Below are 16004 nucleotides of genomic sequence, written 5' to 3'. Positions count from 1 at the left end.
CCGGCTCCCCGGTCTCACCGGGCTACCGGTCTCACCGGTCTTCCCGATCCCTCCGGTTCCCTTGTTCCCTCCGGTCCGTGCCGGGGGGAACGACGTCCGCCGGCGGGCGGCGTCCGGCGTCGGGCCGTCCGCCGGCGTCGGCTCCCGTCCCGCCCCCGAGCACCGCCCGCATCACCTCCTTCGCGATCGGTGCCGCGTCCCCGCCGCCGCTGATCTCGCCCCGGTCGGCCGAGGCGTCCTCCACCACCACCGCGACCGCCACCTGCGGCTCCGGCGCGTCCGCGGCCTGCGCCCAGGAGACGAACCAGGCGTACGGCACGCCCGTGTTGCCGACCCCGTGCTGGGCGGTGCCGGTCTTGCCGCCGACCAGCACGCCGGGGATGTCCGCCCGGGTGCCGGTGCCCTCCCGGACCACGCCGGCCATCAGCTCCCTCAGCCGGGCCGCGGTGGCCGGCCGCATCACCTGCCGCCCCGGCCGGGCCCCGCTGCCGGCGATCGTCTCGCCGCCGTGCCGGGTGGTCCGCTCCACCAGGTACGGCGGCCGCAGCCGGCCGCCGTCCGCGACCGCCGCCGCGACCATCGCCATCTGCAGCGGGGTGGCCCGCGTGTTGTACTGCCCGATCGAGGACAGCGCGAGCTGCGCCTTGTCCACATGCGTGTCGAAGGTGCTCGGTGACACGGAGAACGGGATGCGCAGGCCGCTGTCGTTGAACCCGAACGCCTGTGCCGTGGCGGCCATGTCCCGCACCCCCACGTCCACGCCCAGCTTGGCGAAGACCGTGTTGCAGGACCACTCGAAGGCGTCCCGCACCGAGGCGTCCGCGCAGCCGTCGGCCTCGTTGGTCAGCCGGGTGGTGGTGCCGGGCAGCCGGTAGGGGTCGGGTGAGCGGGTGCGCGCGTCCAGGTCGGTGACCACGCCCGCGTCCAGCGCCGCCGCCGCGGTGACGACCTTGAACGTCGACCCCGGCGGATAGGTCTGGCGCACCGCCCGGTTGAGCATCGGCTTCTCCGGATCATCGTTGAGCCGGGCCCACGCCGAGGTCACCGCCTCGTTGTTGCCGGACAGTTCGGACGGGTCGTACGACGGGCTGGTCACCAGGGCCAGGATCCGGCCCGTGGCCGGCTCGACGGCGGCCACCGCGCCCTTGCGCCCGGCGAGCCCCCGGTAGGCGGCCTCCTGCGCCCGCCGGTTCAGGGTCGTGACGACGTCCCCGCCAAGGGTCCGCCCGCGCGTCACGTCGTTCCACAGCGGCAGCGGCGCCAGCATCGGATCGGTACCGGAGAGCACCCCGTCCTCGGCGTGCTCCAGGAACGCGGTGCCGTACCTCTGCGAGGCGAAACCGGTGACCGGCGCGTACAACGGGCCGTCCCGGTAGGTGCGTTCGTAGCGCAGCTGCTCGCCGGTGTCCACGGACCCGGTGACCGGCTCGCCGCCCACCAGGATGTTGCCGCGCGGCTGCTGGTAACGGGCGATGGCGGCCCGGCGGTTGGCCGGGTTGCCGTCGTACTCGCCGGACTGGACGACCTGCACGCGGGTGGCGTTGACCAGCAGGGCGGCCAGCAGCAGGGCGCAGAACCCGCAGGCGTGCCGGATGTACCTGGCCATCGGCCGCCCGCCCTCGGAGAACCCGCCGTACTCGGTCACGGTGCCTCCCGGCCGTCGTACTGGCTGCGTGCCGAGTCGCTGACCCGGATCAGCAGCGCCACCATCGCCCAGTTGGTGACCACCGAGGAGCCCCCCTGGGCGAGGAACGGCATCGCCATGCCGGTCAGCGGGATCAGCCCGGTGACCCCGCCCGCGATCACGAACACCTGGAGCGCCACGATCGAGGCGAGCCCGACCGCGAGGAGCCGGCCGAACGGCTCGCGCAGCGCGAGGCCCGCCCGGTAACCGCGCTCCACCAGCAGCGCGTACAGCAGCACGATCGCCGCGAGGCCCGCGAGGCCCAGCTCCTCGCCGGCCGTCGCCAGGATGAAGTCCGACTTGGCGGCGAAGCCGATCAGGATCGAGTGCCCGAGCCCGAGCCCGGTGCCGAGGACCCCGCCGGCGGCGAAGGCGAACAGGGACTGGGAGAGCTGGTTGGGGCCGAGCCCTGCCTCGATGGTGGCGAACGGGTGCAGCCAGTCCTCGATCCGCCCGCCCACATGCGGCTCCAGACGCCCGACGGCGAAGGCGCCGAGCACGGCCAGCAGCAGCCCGACCGCGATCCAGCCGGTCCGCCCGGTGGCGACGTACAGCAGCACCACGAACAGCCCGAAGAACAGCAGCGAGGTCCCGAGGTCCCGCTCCAGCACGAGCACACCCACGCTCACCAGCCAGATCGTCAGGATCGGCCCGAGCACCCGCCCGGTCGGGAACTGCAGCCGCCACAGCCGGCGGCCGGTGTACGCGAGGGCGCTGCGGTTGGCGGCCAGATAGGCGGCGAAGAACACCGCGAGCAGCACCTTGGCGAACTCGCCCGGCTGGATGGAGAATCCGGCGATCCGGATCCAGATCCGGGCGCCGTTGACCGCCGGGAACAGGATCGGCAGCACCAGCAGCACCAGGGCGGCCACCACACACACGTACGCGTAGCGCTGGAGCACCCGGTGGTCGCGCAGCACCAGCACGACGCCGATGAACAGGCCCACCCCGAGCGTGGACCACACCAGCTGGGTGGGGGCCGCCTGGTCGCCCGGTGTCTCCAGGTCGAGCCGGTAGATCAGGACCAGCCCGAGGCCGTTGAGCAGCACGCCGATGGGCAGCAGCAGGGGATCGGCGTACGGCGCCCGGATCCGGACCGCGAGATGCGCGAACAGGGCGAGGCCGGCGAGTCCGGCACCGTAACCGACGGCACCGGGCGGGACGGTACCGGTCCGCGCCAGCCCCACCGCGCAGTAGCCGTACACCGACAGCAGGACGGCCAGCACGAGCAGGGAGAGTTCGATGCCGCGGCGCCGGGGCAGGCGTACGGCGCGTACGGGAGCGGGGGCCGCCGTCACGGTGGTTCCGGCCTTCGTCATGCCCGGAACCTACCCAAACAGGGCAGTCTGCGCGGGCAGGCGCCCCAAAGGGACTCGGGCCGGTGCTGATGTGCGGCTCCGCCGCGTGGGCACGGCCGGCCACGACGCACCCGCGCCCCGCAACCTACCTACGGCCCCGAGCCGGACCCGGCCGCAGGCAACGTCAACGTCGCCACCGCACCCCCGTCCGCCGCGTTGGCGAAAGTCAGCGCAGCGCCGAGTACCTCCGCCTGACCCAACGCGATGGTCAGCCCCAGTCCGTGCCCCTTGGCCCCGCCCTCCGTACGGAACCGCTGCGGCCCGTGTGCGACGAGGTAGTCCGGATACCCGGCCCCGTGATCCCGCACGGTCACCACAGGCCCGTCCACGGCCAGCACCACCGGAGGTGCCCCGTGCTTGTGCGCGTTGGCCACCAGATTGCCCAGCACCCGCTCCAGCCGCCGCCGGTCGGTCTCCACCCGCGCGTCCCGCAGGATCCGCACCTCCGTCTCGGTGCCGGATGCCCGCACCACCCGCTCGGCCAGCGCGCCCAGCCCCTCCGTGTCGACCTCCAGCCGCTCCCGTCCGGTGTCCAGCCGGGAGATCTCCAGCAGGTCCTCGGTGAGCGTGCGCAGCGCCGCCACCCGGTCCCGCACCAGCTCCGTCGGCCGGCCCGGCGGCAGCAGCTCGGCCGCCGCGTGCAGTCCGGTGAGCGGGGTGCGCAGCTCGTGTGCCACGTCCGCGGTGAACCGCTGCTCGCTCAGCAGCTTGCTCTGGAGCGAGGAGGCCATCGTGTCGAGCGCGGCGGCCACCACCGCGACCTCGTCCTGCGGGCGGGTCCGGTCCTTCGTGCGGGGGTCGTCCACCCGGGCGTCCAGGTCACCGGCGCTGATCCGCCGGGCCACCCGCGCCGTGCCGTGCAGCCGCCGGGTCACCCGGGTCACCGCGAACGCGCCGACCAGCACGGTCGCCCCGATCGCCAGCACCGACGACCACAGGATCGCCTGGTCCAGACCGGTGATGGTGCGGGACTGCTGCGAGTAGTCGACCTCCACGGCCAGCGCCCGGTGCCCGGCCACCGGTCCCGCCGCCCACATGGTCGGGCGCCCCCGGTAGGTGGCGACCATCGTGCCGCGCTGCCCGTCCGCCGCCAGCGTCCGCAGCGGCGCGGGCAGCCCCTCGGGGTCCACCCCGGCACCCGGCAGCAGCGTGTCCCCGGCCTCGTACGCCCGGGTGGCGTCCGCGAGCCGGGACAGCGCCAGGTCGCGGGCCTGGCCGACGGTCTGGTCGGTCACCGAGACATGGACGAGGACGCCGAGCAGCGCGGCCAGCGCACAGCACATCACCGTGATGAACGCGCCGGCCTTCACAGCGAGTGTCCCGGCCCACCGGGGCAGCGCGAGCCTCATCGCGGGCTCGCCGGGGGGCTGGCCGACGGGGACGGGGACCTGCTCTTGCGGCCGTCGCCGACGTGCAGGTACTCGTCGCGGGAGAACGCCATCGCGCGCTGGTCCGGGTCCCACACCCAGGTGGTGCGGTACTCGTAGCCGGAGGTGTCGGCCGGCGAGCGTTCGATCAGGGCCCGGCCGGCCAGCTCCACCCCGATGATCGCGTCGTTGTCGGCCAGCACCTGCACCAGCCGGTGCCGCTCGACGGTGTAGACCCGCACCGCCGTCTGGTTGGTCGGGTACAGCCGGAAGCCGAACGTCAGGTCGGGCCGGCCGTCCCCGGTGAGGTCCCGGTAGTACGGCTTCAGCAGCGGACACCGGGCCCGGTCACCGCCCGGCCGGCACTCCTTCATCCGGTCCACGGTCGCGTGGTACGCCCCCTTGGACCCGTAGTCGTCGGGGTGCGCCCGGAACTCGGCCTCGGCGACGTCCACCGGATCCACCTTCCGGATGTCGTCACCGGGGACGCTGACGCCCTTGACGGTCGCCCGGACCGCCACGTCGTACGGGTAGGCCGGACTGGACGCCGGCCGCAGGTCGGGCCAGAGCCTGGCCGGGCTGACGGCGGTCGGGGTCGCCCCGGCGCCGCGCAGCCCGCCGCTGTCCCCGCAGCCCGCCGCCGTCGCCGAGAGCAGGGCGACGGCGGCCACGGCGAGGGCGGTGCGCGCGGAACGACGGGCTGGCACGGTGCTCCTGGGTGTCGGGGTCGGGCCCGTACACCTTAATTCGTGGGTTCGTAGGGAAGTGTGATCAGATTCTTACGGAAGTCCGTTTTGCGCACCGGGCGTGGTGCCGGGAGAGAGGCTACTCGGCCAGCTCCTCCAGCAGCCGCACGGTCGACAGCCCGGCCCGCAGATACTCCACGAACAACTCGTTGTGCAGCGCCCACGCCGAGCGCCGGGCCCGGATCAGCTGGATCGCCTGATCGGCCGAGTCGCCCCGCTGGGCCAGGGCGTGCGCGATGACCAGGCCCGAGCGGTTGTACCCGTGGTAACAGCGCACGAGCACCCGGCGGCCGGCCTCCAGCGCCTCGTTCACCGCCCGCGCCAGCCGGATCACCCCGGCGAGCTGCGTCCCGTCCAGCGGTCCGTCCGGAATCGGCCACACGTGGTGCTCCACGCCCGGATCGGGCCCGTACCCCGGCAGCCGCAGCAGCGACTGCACCACATCGAACTCGTCATGTACGACGGCGACCTCCAGGCGTCCGGAACGGCCCCGGAACTCGTGTCCGCCCATCCACAGGCCGGGCACGATCTCGTTCCACGGACTCTCCGGAGCCGGCACGTCGGGCTGCTTTCCGCGGGTCCGCAACGGCGCCTCCCCAACTCCCCCTCGCAGGGCCGCCATCCAAGGTAACCGGTCTTGCCCCGGGAGTACCCCGCCTGTTCCCATGGTCGAGGGGTGATGGCACATGAGCGGACTGCGCGTGGTGCCGGCCTACCGGCACGGCCGGGAGCGGCTGTACGTCTGCCGCGAGGACGGCAGCAACGTCGCCTGGTACGACCGTGAGACCGGCCGGGTCAACCTGCTCCGCGAGGACGGCAGGGACGATGTGCTGCACGCCCTGAAACCCTTCCTGACCGGCCCGGTGACCGTGGGCCCGCCCCCCGTGCCGACCCCCGCGGAACTCGCCCGGCTGACCCTCCACCCGGACGACGACCTGGCCCCCAACCGCCCCGGCGAGGCCCTGCTCGTCGCCCTCGACCGCGACCCCGGCCCCGCCCACCGGCTGCGCCCCGACCCGCGCCGGCGCGCCCTGACCGCCGAGGAGACCGTCGGCCGCGCGCTGGACGGGCTGGACGGCGCCGGCTGGCACACCCTGCACTCCCTTCCGCTGCCCGGCGGCGACCGCATCCACCACCTGGCGATCGGCCCCGGCGGCCTCTTCGCCGTGCACGCCCTGTACGCCCGCAAGACCCGGGTCCTGATCGCCGACCCGATGGTCACCCTGGGCCGCCGCGAGGCCGAGCCGCTGCTGCGCCGGCTGCGCGCCACGGCCGACCGCGCCTCCTACGCCCTGACCGCCGAGGTCCGCCCGCTGCTGGCCCTGGTGGGTCCGGCCGAGGTGACCGTGACGGCGCAGCCGCGCGGGGTGCGGATCCTGCGGGACACCGAGCTGGCGGGCCTGGCCCGGCGGGGCGGGGTGCTCAAGCCGGCCGACGTGGAGGCGCTGCACGGGATGGCACGGGACCGGAACACCTGGGGAAGGGTGTAGCCAGGGCGGCGGTACGGCTTCCTCCGGGTCGGTCGGGGCGGCGGTACGGCTTCCTCCGGGCCCGTCAGGGCAGCGGTACGGCCTGCTCCGGGTCCGTCAGGGGAGCCATCAGGTCGCCGAGGTCCTGGAGCCGCGGGGCGATGTCGTCGGCCCGGAACTCCAGCTGCCCCGGGCTGCGGCAGTCGGCGACCTCCTCCCAGGTCACCGGCGCGGACACCAGCGGACTGCGGCGGGCGCGCAGGGTGTACGGGGTGGCCGTGGTCTTGCGGGCCGCGTTCTGGCTCCAGTCGACGAACACCTTCCCCGGCCGGAGGCTCTTCGTCATCCGGTGCACCACCAGCCGGGGCATCGCCCGCTCGGCCTCCACCGCGAGCGCCTTCGCATACTCGGACGTCCGTTCGGACGAGCTCCCGCGCACCGCCGCCAGCAGATGCAGCCCCTTCGACCCGGCGGTCTTCGGGTACGCCTCGATCCCGTCCACCGCGAGTCGCTCGCGCAGCCACAGGGCGACCTCGCAGCAGTGCACGACGGTCGCGGGCGGTCCCGGATCCAGGTCGAAGACCAGCCGGTCCGCCTCCTCGGGGCTCTGTACCAGCCACTGGTGTGTGTGGAACTCGGTGACCAGGTTCGCCGCCCAGACCAGGCTCGGCAGGTCCTGCACCACCACCATCCGGGCCGGACCGTCCGCCGACGACCGCGGCACCTCGGCGGTGGTGACCCACTCGGGCGTACCCGGCGGCACGTTCTTGGTGAAGAACAGCTGCCCGTCCGGGCCGTCCGGGTAGCGCAGGAAGGACACCGCCCGGTCGCGCAGATGCGGCAGCAGGGCCCCGGCGGTGGTCGCGTAGTAGTGCAGCAGCTCCCCTTTGGCGAAGCCGCTCTCCGGATACAGCACCTTCTCCAGGTTGCTGAGCGCGACCCGGCGCCCCTCCACCTCTGTGATAGGCGTCATAGGATGACAATCCCAGACGAACCGGAAAAAACGGAAAAGGAAGGGTGCGGCACACGTGCGATCGATATGGAACGGCGCCATCTCCTTCGGTCTCGTCAGCATCCCGATCAAGCTGGTCAACGCGACCGAGAGCCACTCGATCGCCTTCCGCCAGATCCACACCGAGGACAACGGCCGCATCCGCTACCGCAAGGTGTGCGAACTGGAGGAGCGTGAGGTCACCCAGGCCGAGATCGGCAAGGCGTACGAGGACGCCGACGGCGCGATCATCCCGATCACCGACGAGGACCTCTCCCACCTGCCCATCCCCACCGCCCGCACCATCGAGATCGTCGCCTTCGTGCCGGCCGACCGGATCGATCCGCTCCAGATGGGCGCGGCCTACTACCTCGCGGCCAGTGGAGCCCCCGCCGCCAAGCCGTACACGCTCCTGCGCGAGGCCCTCAAACGCAGCCACAAGGTCGCCATCGCCAAGTACGCCCTGCGCGGCCGCGAACGCCTCGGCATGCTGCGCGTGGTCGGCGATGCCATCGCCATGCACGGTCTGCTCTGGCCGGACGAGGTGCGCGCCCCCGAGGGCGTCGCCCCGGACACCGCCGTCACCATCCGCGACAAGGAGCTGGACCTCGCGGACGCCCTGATGGACACCCTCGGCGAGGTCGACCTGGAGGACCTGCACGACGAGTACCGGGAGGCGCTGGAGGAGGTCATCGCGGCGAAGGCCTCCGGCGAGGCCCCGCCCGAGGCCCCGGCCCCCGCAGCCGGCGGCAAGGTCCTGGACCTGATGGCCGCGCTGGAGAACAGCGTGCGGGCGGCCCGGGAGTCGCGCGGGGCCGCCGAGGAAGAGGCCGAGGTCAGACAGCTGCGACGGGGGCGGGCCGCACCCAAGGAGACGGGCGGCAAGAAGTCGACGGCCACGGCGAAGAAGACGGCCACGGCGAAGAAGGCCGCGCCTGCGCGCAAGTCGACGTCGAAGGCGGGGGAGGGGGCCGCCAAGAAAGCGGCGGCGAAGAGCACGGCGGCGAAGAGCACGAGGGCGAAGAGCGCGGCGACGAAGAAGACGGCGGCGAAGAAGACCGCGTCGCGCAAGCGGTCGGCGTGAGGGTGCCGGTGCCTGTGGGGCGCCGCGGGGCTCCGGTCCGTTTCCGTCTGCTGGTCCGCCGTGGCCGGTCGCGCAGTTCCCCGCGCCCCTTGGCGCTCACCGTGCGGTTACTCGAGAGGCTCCCCTCGCCCCAGCACCACCAGCCCGCCCCCGGCCACGGCCAAGGCGGCCAGCGCCGTGCCGAAGGCCGTCGCCCCGGTCGTCAGTCCCACCGCATCGCTCACATAGCCCGCGGTGACCGGCAGGAGCCCGGCGGGAAGATAACCCCCCACGTTGAGCGCCGCGTTGGCCTCGGCCAGCCGTCCCGCCGGCACGGTGGAGTTCAGCAGGGACAGGCCGCCCAGCTGGCCCATGCCCTGACCGGCCCCGGCCAGCAGCGCGGCGGCGGCCAGCGCCGGCACCGAACCGGTGTGCACGGCGGCGACCAGCGCGAGCATGCCCGCGGCGGTGGCGGCGGCCCCGGCGACCAGGACCGTCCGGCGCCGCAGCCGTCGTACCGCGAACTGCACACCGGTCGCGCAGAGGAACATCGCGAACGCCAGTGCCCCGGAGACGATCCGGTTGCCGGTGCCCAGCAGCCCCGACAGCAGCGAGGGCCCGAGCGACAGCACGAAGGACGTGGCGGTGATGCCGGGCGCGAACACGGCGATGCCCAGGGCGAGCGGCCGGCCGGCGCCGCGCGGCACACCCGGCACGCGGACCCAGGCACCGGCGCCGGTCCGCGCGGGGCGCCGTAGCGGCATCCGGAGCACCACCGCGACGGCCGTGGCCAGCAGGACCGCCTCCACCGCGAACACGGTGACCGTGGGCCCGGGCAGCGTCTCCGACAGCACGCCCGCGAGCAGAGGCCCCACGCCCGCGCCGAAGACCATCGCGCAGGACGCGAGGAGCGCCGCCAGCCGGCGCCGGGCGGGTCCCGCCACATCCGTCACCGCCGCCATGCCCGCCGAGACAACGGCCCCGACCGCGACTCCGGTGCAGAGCCGGGCGGCGACCAGTGCGGCGACCCCGCCGGCGGTCGCGAAGACCAGGCAGGCCAGCAGGGCGAGTCCGAGCGCGGGCAGCAGGACGGGCTTGCGGCCGAGCCGGTCGGAGACGATGCCGGAGACCAGCAGGGAGGCGAGCAGCCCGGCGATGTAGCAGGCGAAGACCACGGTCAGCGTGCCCCTGCTGAACCCCATCTCGCGCTGCCACAGCACATAGAGCGGGGTGGCCGCGTTGGACAGCACGAACACCGCCGTGACGGGCCAGGCGGCGAGCCACACCCACCGGACGGGCACCTCACCGCCGTGCGCTGCCCCTGGGGCACGTACAGCGGTCGTCGTCTCCGTCATGGCGCAGTCCTCCCCGGGACGCAGTACTGGTTGAGTCGTACTTGTACGAGCGGGATCGAACTTAGCACGTAGTACGATCGAACTCGTACAGGAAGTCGGGGAGAGGGAGCCGCAGTTGAGCGGGCAGGCGATCACAGAGACCGGGCGGGACGGGCGAACCGGGCGAGCCGGGCGGATCAAGGTGCTGCCGGAGCCAGCCGGCCTGCCCGACCCGCTGCCCGAGCCGGCCGTCTCCGAACTGCGGCTGGAGACCGTGCTGGGCGCGCTCAGCGACCCGCTGCGGCTGCGGATCGTCCGCAAACTGCTCCTGGAGTCCCAGGAGTTCGACCACACCTGTGGCTGGTTCGGCCTCGACCGCCCCAAGTCCTCACTGACCCACCACTTCCGGGCCCTGCGTGAGGCGGGGGTCACCCGGCAGCGCCAGTACGGCCTGGAGCGCCGCAGTCAGGTCCGGGTGGCCGACCTGAACGCCCGCTTCCCCGGCCTGCTGGACCTGGTGGTGGCGTGGACGCCGCCGGAGGGTGACTGACCAGGCCGGGAAGCGTGGTGGGCGCGGGGCCGGGGTTGGCAGGGGAGTGTGGGGCGGGTGTGGGGCCAGGGTCGGCAGGGGAGCGCGCGGCGGGTGTGGGGTCGGGATCGGCAGCGGACCGCGCGGCGGGTGTGGGCCGGGGCCGGGGCCGGCGGGGCGGGAGAGGCCGGTGGCCGAGCAGACGGCCGGCCCCGCCGCACCCGAACGGACCGGTCGGTAGTCCGAACCCGACGCCGAGATCACGCGGGCTCACCGTCCCGCCCGGCTCCTTCCCGGCCTGCGGACGTCAGGCGGGCCCCGTACCCCCGTTCCGGCCGGGCTCGGTTGCCGACGTTGCCGATGTCGCCGTACCGGGCTGCTGTACGTCGTGCAGGGCTTGGCGCGCGCCGGCGAGATTGGCGCGGGTGGTCACCGTGTAGTGGTGGGTGTCACCCAGCACCTGCTCCAGCTGGCTGAGGGTGGTTTCGAACAGTGCGATCGCCCGCTGGAGATCTCCCGCGTCCTGGTAGGCGCTGGCGAGGTTGTTGCGGCTGGTCAGCGTAGAGGGGTGGGTGTCGCCGAGCACCTGCTCCCGCTGGGCGAGGGCAGTCTCGAACAGCGCGATGGCCTGCTGGAGCCGCCCCGCGTCCTGGTAGGCGCTGGCGAGGTTGTTGCGGCTGGTCAGCGTGGAGGGGTGGGTGTCGCCGAGCACCTGCTCCCGCTGGGCGAGCGTGGTTTCGAGCAGGGCGATCGCCTGCTGGAGCCGCCCCGCCCGCCGGTACGCGCTGGCGAGGTTGTTGCGGCTGGTCAGCGTGGAGGGGTGGGTGTCGCCGAGCACCTGCTCCCGCTGGGCGAGGGTGGCCTCGAGCAGGGCGATGGCCCGCGAGAGCTGCCCCGCCTCGTGGTAGGCGCTGGCGAGGTTGTTGCGGCTGGTCAGGGTGGCGGGATGGGTGTCGCCCAGCACCTGCTCGCTTCGGCCCAGACTGGTCTCCAGCAGCGGGATCGCCTGCCGCAGACGTCCCGCCAGCCGGTAGGCGCTGGCGAGGTTGTTGCGAGCGGTCAGGGTGCTGGGGTGGGTGTCACCGAGCACCTGCTCCAGCTGGACGAGGGTGGTCTCCAGCAGGGGGATCGCCCGCTTCAGGTCTCCCGCGTCCCGGTAGGCGCTGGCGAGGTCGCTGCGGCTGGTCAGCGTGTCGGGGTGGGTGTCGCCGAGCACCTGCTCGCGCTGGGCGAGGGTGGTCTCCAGCAGGGGGATCGCCCGCTTCAGGTCTCCCGCGTCCCGGTAGGCGCCGGCGAGGTTGTTGCGGCAGTTCAGGGTGGTGGGGTGGGTGTCGCCCAGCACCTGCTCGCAGCGGCCCAGGCTGTCCTCCAGCAGCGGGATCGCCTTCCCCAGATGCCCCGCCAACCGGTAGGCGTGCCCGAGGTTGTTGCAGCTGGTCAGCGTGCTGGGGTGGGCATCGCCGAGCATCTGCTCGCGCTGGGCGAGGGTGGTCTCCAGCAGGGGGATCGCCCGCTTCAGGTCTCCCGCGTCCCGGTAGGCGTAGCCGAGGTTGTTGCAGCTGGTCAGAGTCTCGGGGTGGGTATCACCCAGAGCCCGCCGCCGCTGGGCCAAGGTCACCTCCAGCAACGGAATCGCGCGAGCGGAGTGACCCCTCTCGTAGAGGCGGCGAGCAGTGATCTTGTAGGCGTCGGTGAGAGAGGCGTTGTGATCCTCGGCCGGGGAGGCGGCGGCGAGGGCGATCAGATGAGGAGTCAAGGCGTCCCACTGGGCGTCGCCGATGGGCTCCTGACCGGGGGCACGTACAAAGGCGCGCAGCAGCGCTTCTTCGGCCCGTTCGCGTCCTTGTTCCGGCCGGCGGTCGTCCTCCTCCTGGGGCGCGCGGAGAACGGTCTGGACCAGGCGATGAATGCTGATGGTGGTGCCGGTGTCGGTGACCATGCTGTAGGCGGCCAGGGTCCCGATCGCCTCGGCCAGGGTGGCCGGGTCGGTGCCGGGCAGGGCGAGCAGCGTGTGAGCGATGTCGTCGGGGGCGAGCCAGGCGGCGATGTACAGCACGTCCACGGCCAGCGGGTCCCGTCGGGCCAGAGCACGCAGGGTGACGTGCCAGACCCGGGCGATGGTCTGCTCGGCGGCGACGCCATCGGCGTTCTTGTGCAGCTTGGTGCCCAGGCCGCGGCGGTAGGCGTCGAAGGTGACACCACGGTTCTGCGCCAGGTACGCGCCGGCCTGCTTCAAAGCCAATGGCAGGTACCCCAGGTCCGCGGCCAGGGAACGGGCATCGGCCACCTGCCGCGCACTGGGAGTGGTGTCCTTGAAGACGAGCGTGCACAGCAGATCGGTGGCGTGGTCAGGATCCAGGTTGCCCAACGACAAGGTGGGTGCGCTGTCCGGCCACCCCCGGGTGCGCCGGCTGGTGGCCAGATGGTGCCCGTTGTTGAGGGAGCCGGTGTAGGGGGCCAGGTCGGCGGGATCCTCGACGTTGTCGTACACCAGCAGCCAGCCCGAATGCCAGCTCAGCCACTGCATGGCCCATGCCACCTGCGCCTCGCGAGGCGCTCTCGCTGCCCATTCGGGGACCAGCCGATGGGTGAGTTCGGTCAGGGACTGCTCGATGGTGTCCGGGGAGGCGGCGTTGATCCACCAGATGAGGGTGTAGTCGCTGCGGTGGCGGAACGCGTAGTGCAGGGCCAGGGTGCTCTTGCCGACCCCGCCCAGCCCGTGCACCGTACCGCTCTGGGTGATGGCGCTCTCCCGCTGTCCGCTCAAGGTGCGCCGCAGCCAGGTCAGCTCGTTCTCACGCCCCAGACACAGCCCGTTCGTGGGCAGGTTGGACGTACCCGGAGCGGCCGCGACCCGGTGCGGTGCGTGCAGGGCCTCGGCGGGCAGCACGTCACCGCTTATGGCCGCACCGATCTGCTGGGCGGCGATCGAACGGTTGCCGGGTGCCTCGATGTGGAGCTCCGGCTCGGAGTCGCGGGCTGTCACGGGCGTGCGGTTCGCCCGTCACCGGTGATGGCGGTGCCGATGTGTTGAGCGGCGATCGAGCGGGTGCCCGACGCGGTGATGTTGACGACGCCGGGTGCGGGAGCGGGCAACAGACCCGCCAGCTCCTCCCGCAGCTGCGGATCGTCCCGCAGCGCGCGCTTGAGCACCTGACGCACCACCGCATGGGTGTCGGGATCCTCCGGCGCATCGGCAACCTCGGCCACCGCCCGCTCCAGCTCGGCCCTGCCTGCCTCGTCCCCGCGCCGCCACACCGCCTGCAGAATGCGCCGGCCCACACTGACGGTGGCATCCGCGGCAGTGTCCTCCGCCCGCGTCAGCACCGCCGCCCCATAGGCCCCCACCGCAGCGGACACCGTGGGACCGGCCTGCTCCACCCACTGAACGATCTCCGAACCCACCATCCCCAACCCCCCTTGCACACAAGCCCAGTCCGAACGCGCCCCCGGGCTCCCTTGGCTCGCTTGGCTCCCCAGAGTAGGGCGGTGAGCCGCCATGTGCAGGATGTCGCGAAGTCGTCCGACGGGCGCGGGGCGCCGGGGACCGACGGGGCGGCTTCGGGGTTGAGGCTGCGATGCGCACGAGCGCTCAAGCAAGCCGCGGGCACGAGCGCTCAAGGAAGCAGCGGGGCACGAGCGCTCAAGGAAGCAGCGGGGCACGAGCGCTCAAGGAAGCAGCGGGGCACGAGCGCTCAAGGAAGCAGCGGGGCACGAGCGCTCAAAGAAGCGGCGGGCCACGACCTCCGAGGCCCGCGCCCGCGCTCGCGCCGGCGTCCCAGCGGCCTGGGCGCCGGCCGGGACGAAGCGCGAGGGATGGAACAAGAACGCGATCTGTCCCTGCTCGGCCCCACTGCCCTTGACGTTCAGTGCTTGAAGGAGCCCTTGGTCCTCTCTTTCGCGTCCCGCATCCTGCCCCGTCCTTCGAGAGCGGCACCCTTTGCTGCGAGCCCATCCTTGTGCAGCGCGTGGGCCGCCTTTCGCACCGTCTTTCCGACGACCTGCTCGGCCTTTGCCTTGGCCCTCTCTGTCGCACCCATCTCAGCACCTCCGCGCTCACTGACCGAGTGCCCGTGCGGCACGGGCAAAACCCTCAGCAGGAGGTGTCCCGCTGCTCCTCGTCCTGCCGGAGGTGGCCGGCGGCGGCAATCTCGTTCGGTGCGTTAAGCGCTACGCCCTGTTATCGGAAGCGCATCGCGAGGTTCCTGTCCGTCCCGGGAGCTCGTCCACGTACTACCGCGTCTGGCAGGAAGCCCGCGCCCTGCCCCTGCCACCGGCCGCGGTCGCCTCCCCCGCTCGCTGCGCGTCCGTACGAGCTCCGGCACTCGGCACTGTCGACCTGACTCAACGCCGGGGTGGATCCCACCGAGGTTGCCGAGCGTGCGGGGGTCAGCGTCGAGGTTCTGCGGTCCCGCTATGCCAAGTGCGTTGATGGCCGAAAGGAAATCGCAAACCGCAAGATCGAGAGCTGTTGTTACGAATTGAGTGAACGGCCGCCCCCAGGGTGCTAGCCACCGGTCTCCGGATTGCGGGGTTCGTCGCGTCTCAGCCGCATTTCCTCGGCCGGTGGTTGCTGGTTTCACCTGCCGGGTCGTATTCCATTCCACCAGTGCACGACTGCCCCAGGTATCCCGTCTGGTTCGCGCTCTACGCCCGGGCCGCAGAGTTGTCGACCCTCACTCTATGGGGGCTTTAGAAAAGACGCCGCGCCGGCTCGGCGGCGGACAGTCGCGCTGCCCGTACTGCGGCTTACCGCAAGATCGGGTGGCGACGCTTGAGTATGACTGGGTGATGTTGGAACCGGACATGGCTCCGCTCGCCCACACCGTGCCGGCAGAGCACCGGTGGATCGAGCTGCCCGATGGGCGGGTGACCGTCTACGGGGTCTGTCCGCCGGATCAGTTCCAGCGGTGCCGTGTCGAGCACCGCCTGGCCTGCCCGGCACAACCACTGCCGGATCTATGGCCCTGGCTGACGGCCCTACGAGGAGAGAACGCGCGGCAGGCGGAACGGGACGAGCCGGAGCCGCCTCCACCCCCTGAGCAATGGCCGGACGCCGGCTGACGCGCACTCGGAAAACCCGGACGCCGGGCTGACGGGCACTCGGAAAACTCCGGGGCTGACCAGGACGAATGCCCCAAGATCCTGTCCATCAACAGTCCATGACCCCGGCATGCGGCCGCTCCGGGTGCCACATGCCTGCACATACGCGAAGACCCCGTCCTCAGCGTTCTCGCTGATGGCGGGGTCTTTGGGCACCTACTGACCTTGAATGCGTGACGTCGTCATGGTGGCTGGCGTCGGAGGCCGGTGCCGGTGAGGCAGCCGTCGAGGACGTCGTGGCGGTACTGGAGCTGGCGAAGGCCGCGTCGGACGGCAGTGATCAAGTCATCGGGGTCGGCGAAGGCACGATTGGCCACGGTGGTGCGTCGCAGGACGGACCAGATGCCCTCAACCGGGTTG

15 protein-coding genes and 1 pseudogene are annotated in these 16004 nt (G+C 72.5%); 6 read left to right on the top strand and 10 right to left on the bottom strand.

Translation table 11 applies throughout. From position 1 onward, the window contains the following. Window positions 1-31: 31 nt before the first annotated feature. From ACZ7DL_RS00080 to ACZ7DL_RS00060, 5 genes are all read right to left on the bottom strand, one after another. Window positions 32-1606, bottom strand: coding sequence for a penicillin-binding transpeptidase domain-containing protein (locus tag ACZ7DL_RS00080; protein WP_470771163.1), 1575 nt, complete (start codon window positions 1604-1606; stop codon window positions 32-34). A gap of 35 nt (window positions 1607-1641) precedes the next feature. Continuing rightward, window positions 1642-3003 carry an FtsW/RodA/SpoVE family cell cycle protein gene (locus ACZ7DL_RS00075; protein ID WP_470770132.1) on the bottom strand — a complete coding sequence of 454 codons (1362 nt, stop codon included), beginning with the start codon at window positions 3001-3003 and terminating at the stop codon, window positions 1642-1644. Window positions 3004-3131: 128 nt separating this feature from the next. Beyond that, window positions 3132-4391: an ATP-binding protein gene (locus ACZ7DL_RS00070; protein ID WP_470770130.1), complete on the bottom strand. Its 1260-nt coding sequence runs from the start codon at window positions 4389-4391 to the stop codon at window positions 3132-3134. Next, window positions 4388-5116, bottom strand: coding sequence for a hypothetical protein (locus ACZ7DL_RS00065; protein ID WP_470770128.1), 729 nt, complete (start codon window positions 5114-5116; stop codon window positions 4388-4390). The genes ACZ7DL_RS00070 and ACZ7DL_RS00065 overlap by 4 nt, the downstream gene beginning before the upstream one ends. Window positions 5117-5234: 118 nt before the next feature. After that, window positions 5235-5741, bottom strand: a complete 507-nt coding sequence (locus ACZ7DL_RS00060; RefSeq protein ID WP_470770126.1) for a protein-tyrosine phosphatase family protein — start codon at window positions 5739-5741, stop codon at window positions 5235-5237. A 100-nt stretch (window positions 5742-5841) separates the two neighbouring features. Here ACZ7DL_RS00060 and ACZ7DL_RS00055 point away from each other — a divergent pair, with 100 nt between their 5' ends. Continuing rightward, window positions 5842-6645 (top strand): nuclease-related domain-containing protein, encoded by an 804-nt coding sequence (locus ACZ7DL_RS00055; protein ID WP_470770124.1) that lies wholly within the window; start codon window positions 5842-5844, stop codon window positions 6643-6645. 64 nt (window positions 6646-6709) lie between these two features. Here the strand turns inward: ACZ7DL_RS00055 and ligD are convergent, their stop codons facing one another. Next, window positions 6710-7597, bottom strand: coding sequence for a non-homologous end-joining DNA ligase (gene ligD, locus ACZ7DL_RS00050; RefSeq protein WP_470770122.1), 888 nt, complete (start codon window positions 7595-7597; stop codon window positions 6710-6712). A gap of 55 nt (window positions 7598-7652) precedes the next feature. Between ligD and ku the strand changes: the two genes are divergently transcribed. Continuing rightward, window positions 7653-8699 carry a non-homologous end joining protein Ku gene (gene ku / locus ACZ7DL_RS00045; protein ID WP_470770120.1) on the top strand — a complete coding sequence of 349 codons (1047 nt, stop codon included), beginning with the start codon at window positions 7653-7655 and terminating at the stop codon, window positions 8697-8699. A gap of 107 nt (window positions 8700-8806) precedes the next feature. Here ku and ACZ7DL_RS00040 read toward each other — a convergent pair whose 3' ends face one another. Next, window positions 8807-10033 (bottom strand): MFS transporter, encoded by a 1227-nt coding sequence (locus ACZ7DL_RS00040; RefSeq protein WP_470770118.1) that lies wholly within the window; start codon window positions 10031-10033, stop codon window positions 8807-8809. A 130-nt stretch (window positions 10034-10163) separates the two neighbouring features. On the opposite strand from ACZ7DL_RS00040, the gene ACZ7DL_RS00035 reads away from it, so the two are divergent. Continuing rightward, the gene (locus ACZ7DL_RS00035) at window positions 10164-10562 is read left to right on the top strand and encodes an ArsR/SmtB family transcription factor (RefSeq protein ID WP_470771162.1); all 399 of its coding nucleotides are present in this window, start codon (window positions 10164-10166) and stop codon (window positions 10560-10562) included. 286 nt (window positions 10563-10848) lie between these two features. On the opposite strand, the gene ACZ7DL_RS00030 is transcribed toward ACZ7DL_RS00035, so the two are convergent. From ACZ7DL_RS00030 to ACZ7DL_RS00020, 3 genes are all read right to left on the bottom strand, one after another. Continuing rightward, window positions 10849-13527, bottom strand: a complete 2679-nt coding sequence (locus tag ACZ7DL_RS00030; protein WP_470770116.1) for a tetratricopeptide repeat protein — start codon at window positions 13525-13527, stop codon at window positions 10849-10851. After that, window positions 13524-13949 (bottom strand): hypothetical protein, encoded by a 426-nt coding sequence (locus ACZ7DL_RS00025; protein ID WP_470770114.1) that lies wholly within the window; start codon window positions 13947-13949, stop codon window positions 13524-13526. The genes ACZ7DL_RS00030 and ACZ7DL_RS00025 overlap by 4 nt, the downstream gene beginning before the upstream one ends. A 458-nt stretch (window positions 13950-14407) precedes the next feature. Then, a complete protein-coding gene (locus ACZ7DL_RS00020; RefSeq protein WP_470770112.1) occupies window positions 14408-14581 on the bottom strand; it encodes a hypothetical protein in 174 nt (57 codons plus the stop codon). Window positions 14582-14763: 182 nt separating this feature from the next. Here ACZ7DL_RS00020 and ACZ7DL_RS00015 point away from each other — a divergent pair. From ACZ7DL_RS00015 to ACZ7DL_RS00005, 3 genes and pseudogenes are all read left to right on the top strand, one after another. Further along, window positions 14764-15052: pseudogene (locus tag ACZ7DL_RS00015) on the top strand (tyrosine-type recombinase/integrase); the annotation flags it as partial. A gap of 172 nt (window positions 15053-15224) precedes the next feature. Then, window positions 15225-15605 carry a DUF6083 domain-containing protein gene (locus ACZ7DL_RS00010; protein WP_470770110.1) on the top strand — a complete coding sequence of 127 codons (381 nt, stop codon included), beginning with the start codon at window positions 15225-15227 and terminating at the stop codon, window positions 15603-15605. Window positions 15606-15817: 212 nt separating this feature from the next. Beyond that, window positions 15818-16004: hypothetical protein (locus ACZ7DL_RS00005; RefSeq protein ID WP_470770109.1), on the top strand; the 187-nt coding region annotated here is incomplete at its 3' end.

The sequence above is a fragment of the Streptomyces sp. NPDC036984 genome (assembly GCF_055607665.1).
This window is presented reverse-complemented; position numbering and strand designations above follow the sequence as displayed.

Excerpts from the sequence above, each read along its gene's own strand:
- ACZ7DL_RS00075 (WP_470770132.1), bottom strand. The coding sequence starts at position 3,003 with ATGACGAAGGCCGGAACCACCGTGACGGCGGCCCCCGCTCCCGTACGC.
- ACZ7DL_RS00020 (WP_470770112.1), bottom strand. The coding sequence starts at position 14,581 with ATGGGTGCGACAGAGAGGGCCAAGGCAAAGGCCGAGCAGGTCGTCGGA.
- ACZ7DL_RS00070 (WP_470770130.1), bottom strand. The coding sequence starts at position 4,391 with ATGAGGCTCGCGCTGCCCCGGTGGGCCGGGACACTCGCTGTGAAGGCC.
- ligD (WP_470770122.1), bottom strand. The coding sequence starts at position 7,597 with ATGACGCCTATCACAGAGGTGGAGGGGCGCCGGGTCGCGCTCAGCAAC.
- ACZ7DL_RS00055 (WP_470770124.1), top strand. The coding sequence starts at position 5,842 with ATGAGCGGACTGCGCGTGGTGCCGGCCTACCGGCACGGCCGGGAGCGG.
- ACZ7DL_RS00040 (WP_470770118.1), bottom strand. The coding sequence starts at position 10,033 with ATGACGGAGACGACGACCGCTGTACGTGCCCCAGGGGCAGCGCACGGC.
- ACZ7DL_RS00025 (WP_470770114.1), bottom strand. The coding sequence starts at position 13,949 with ATGGTGGGTTCGGAGATCGTTCAGTGGGTGGAGCAGGCCGGTCCCACG.
- ACZ7DL_RS00010 (WP_470770110.1), top strand. The coding sequence starts at position 15,225 with ATGGGGGCTTTAGAAAAGACGCCGCGCCGGCTCGGCGGCGGACAGTCG.
- ACZ7DL_RS00080 (WP_470771163.1), bottom strand. The coding sequence starts at position 1,606 with ATGGCCAGGTACATCCGGCACGCCTGCGGGTTCTGCGCCCTGCTGCTG.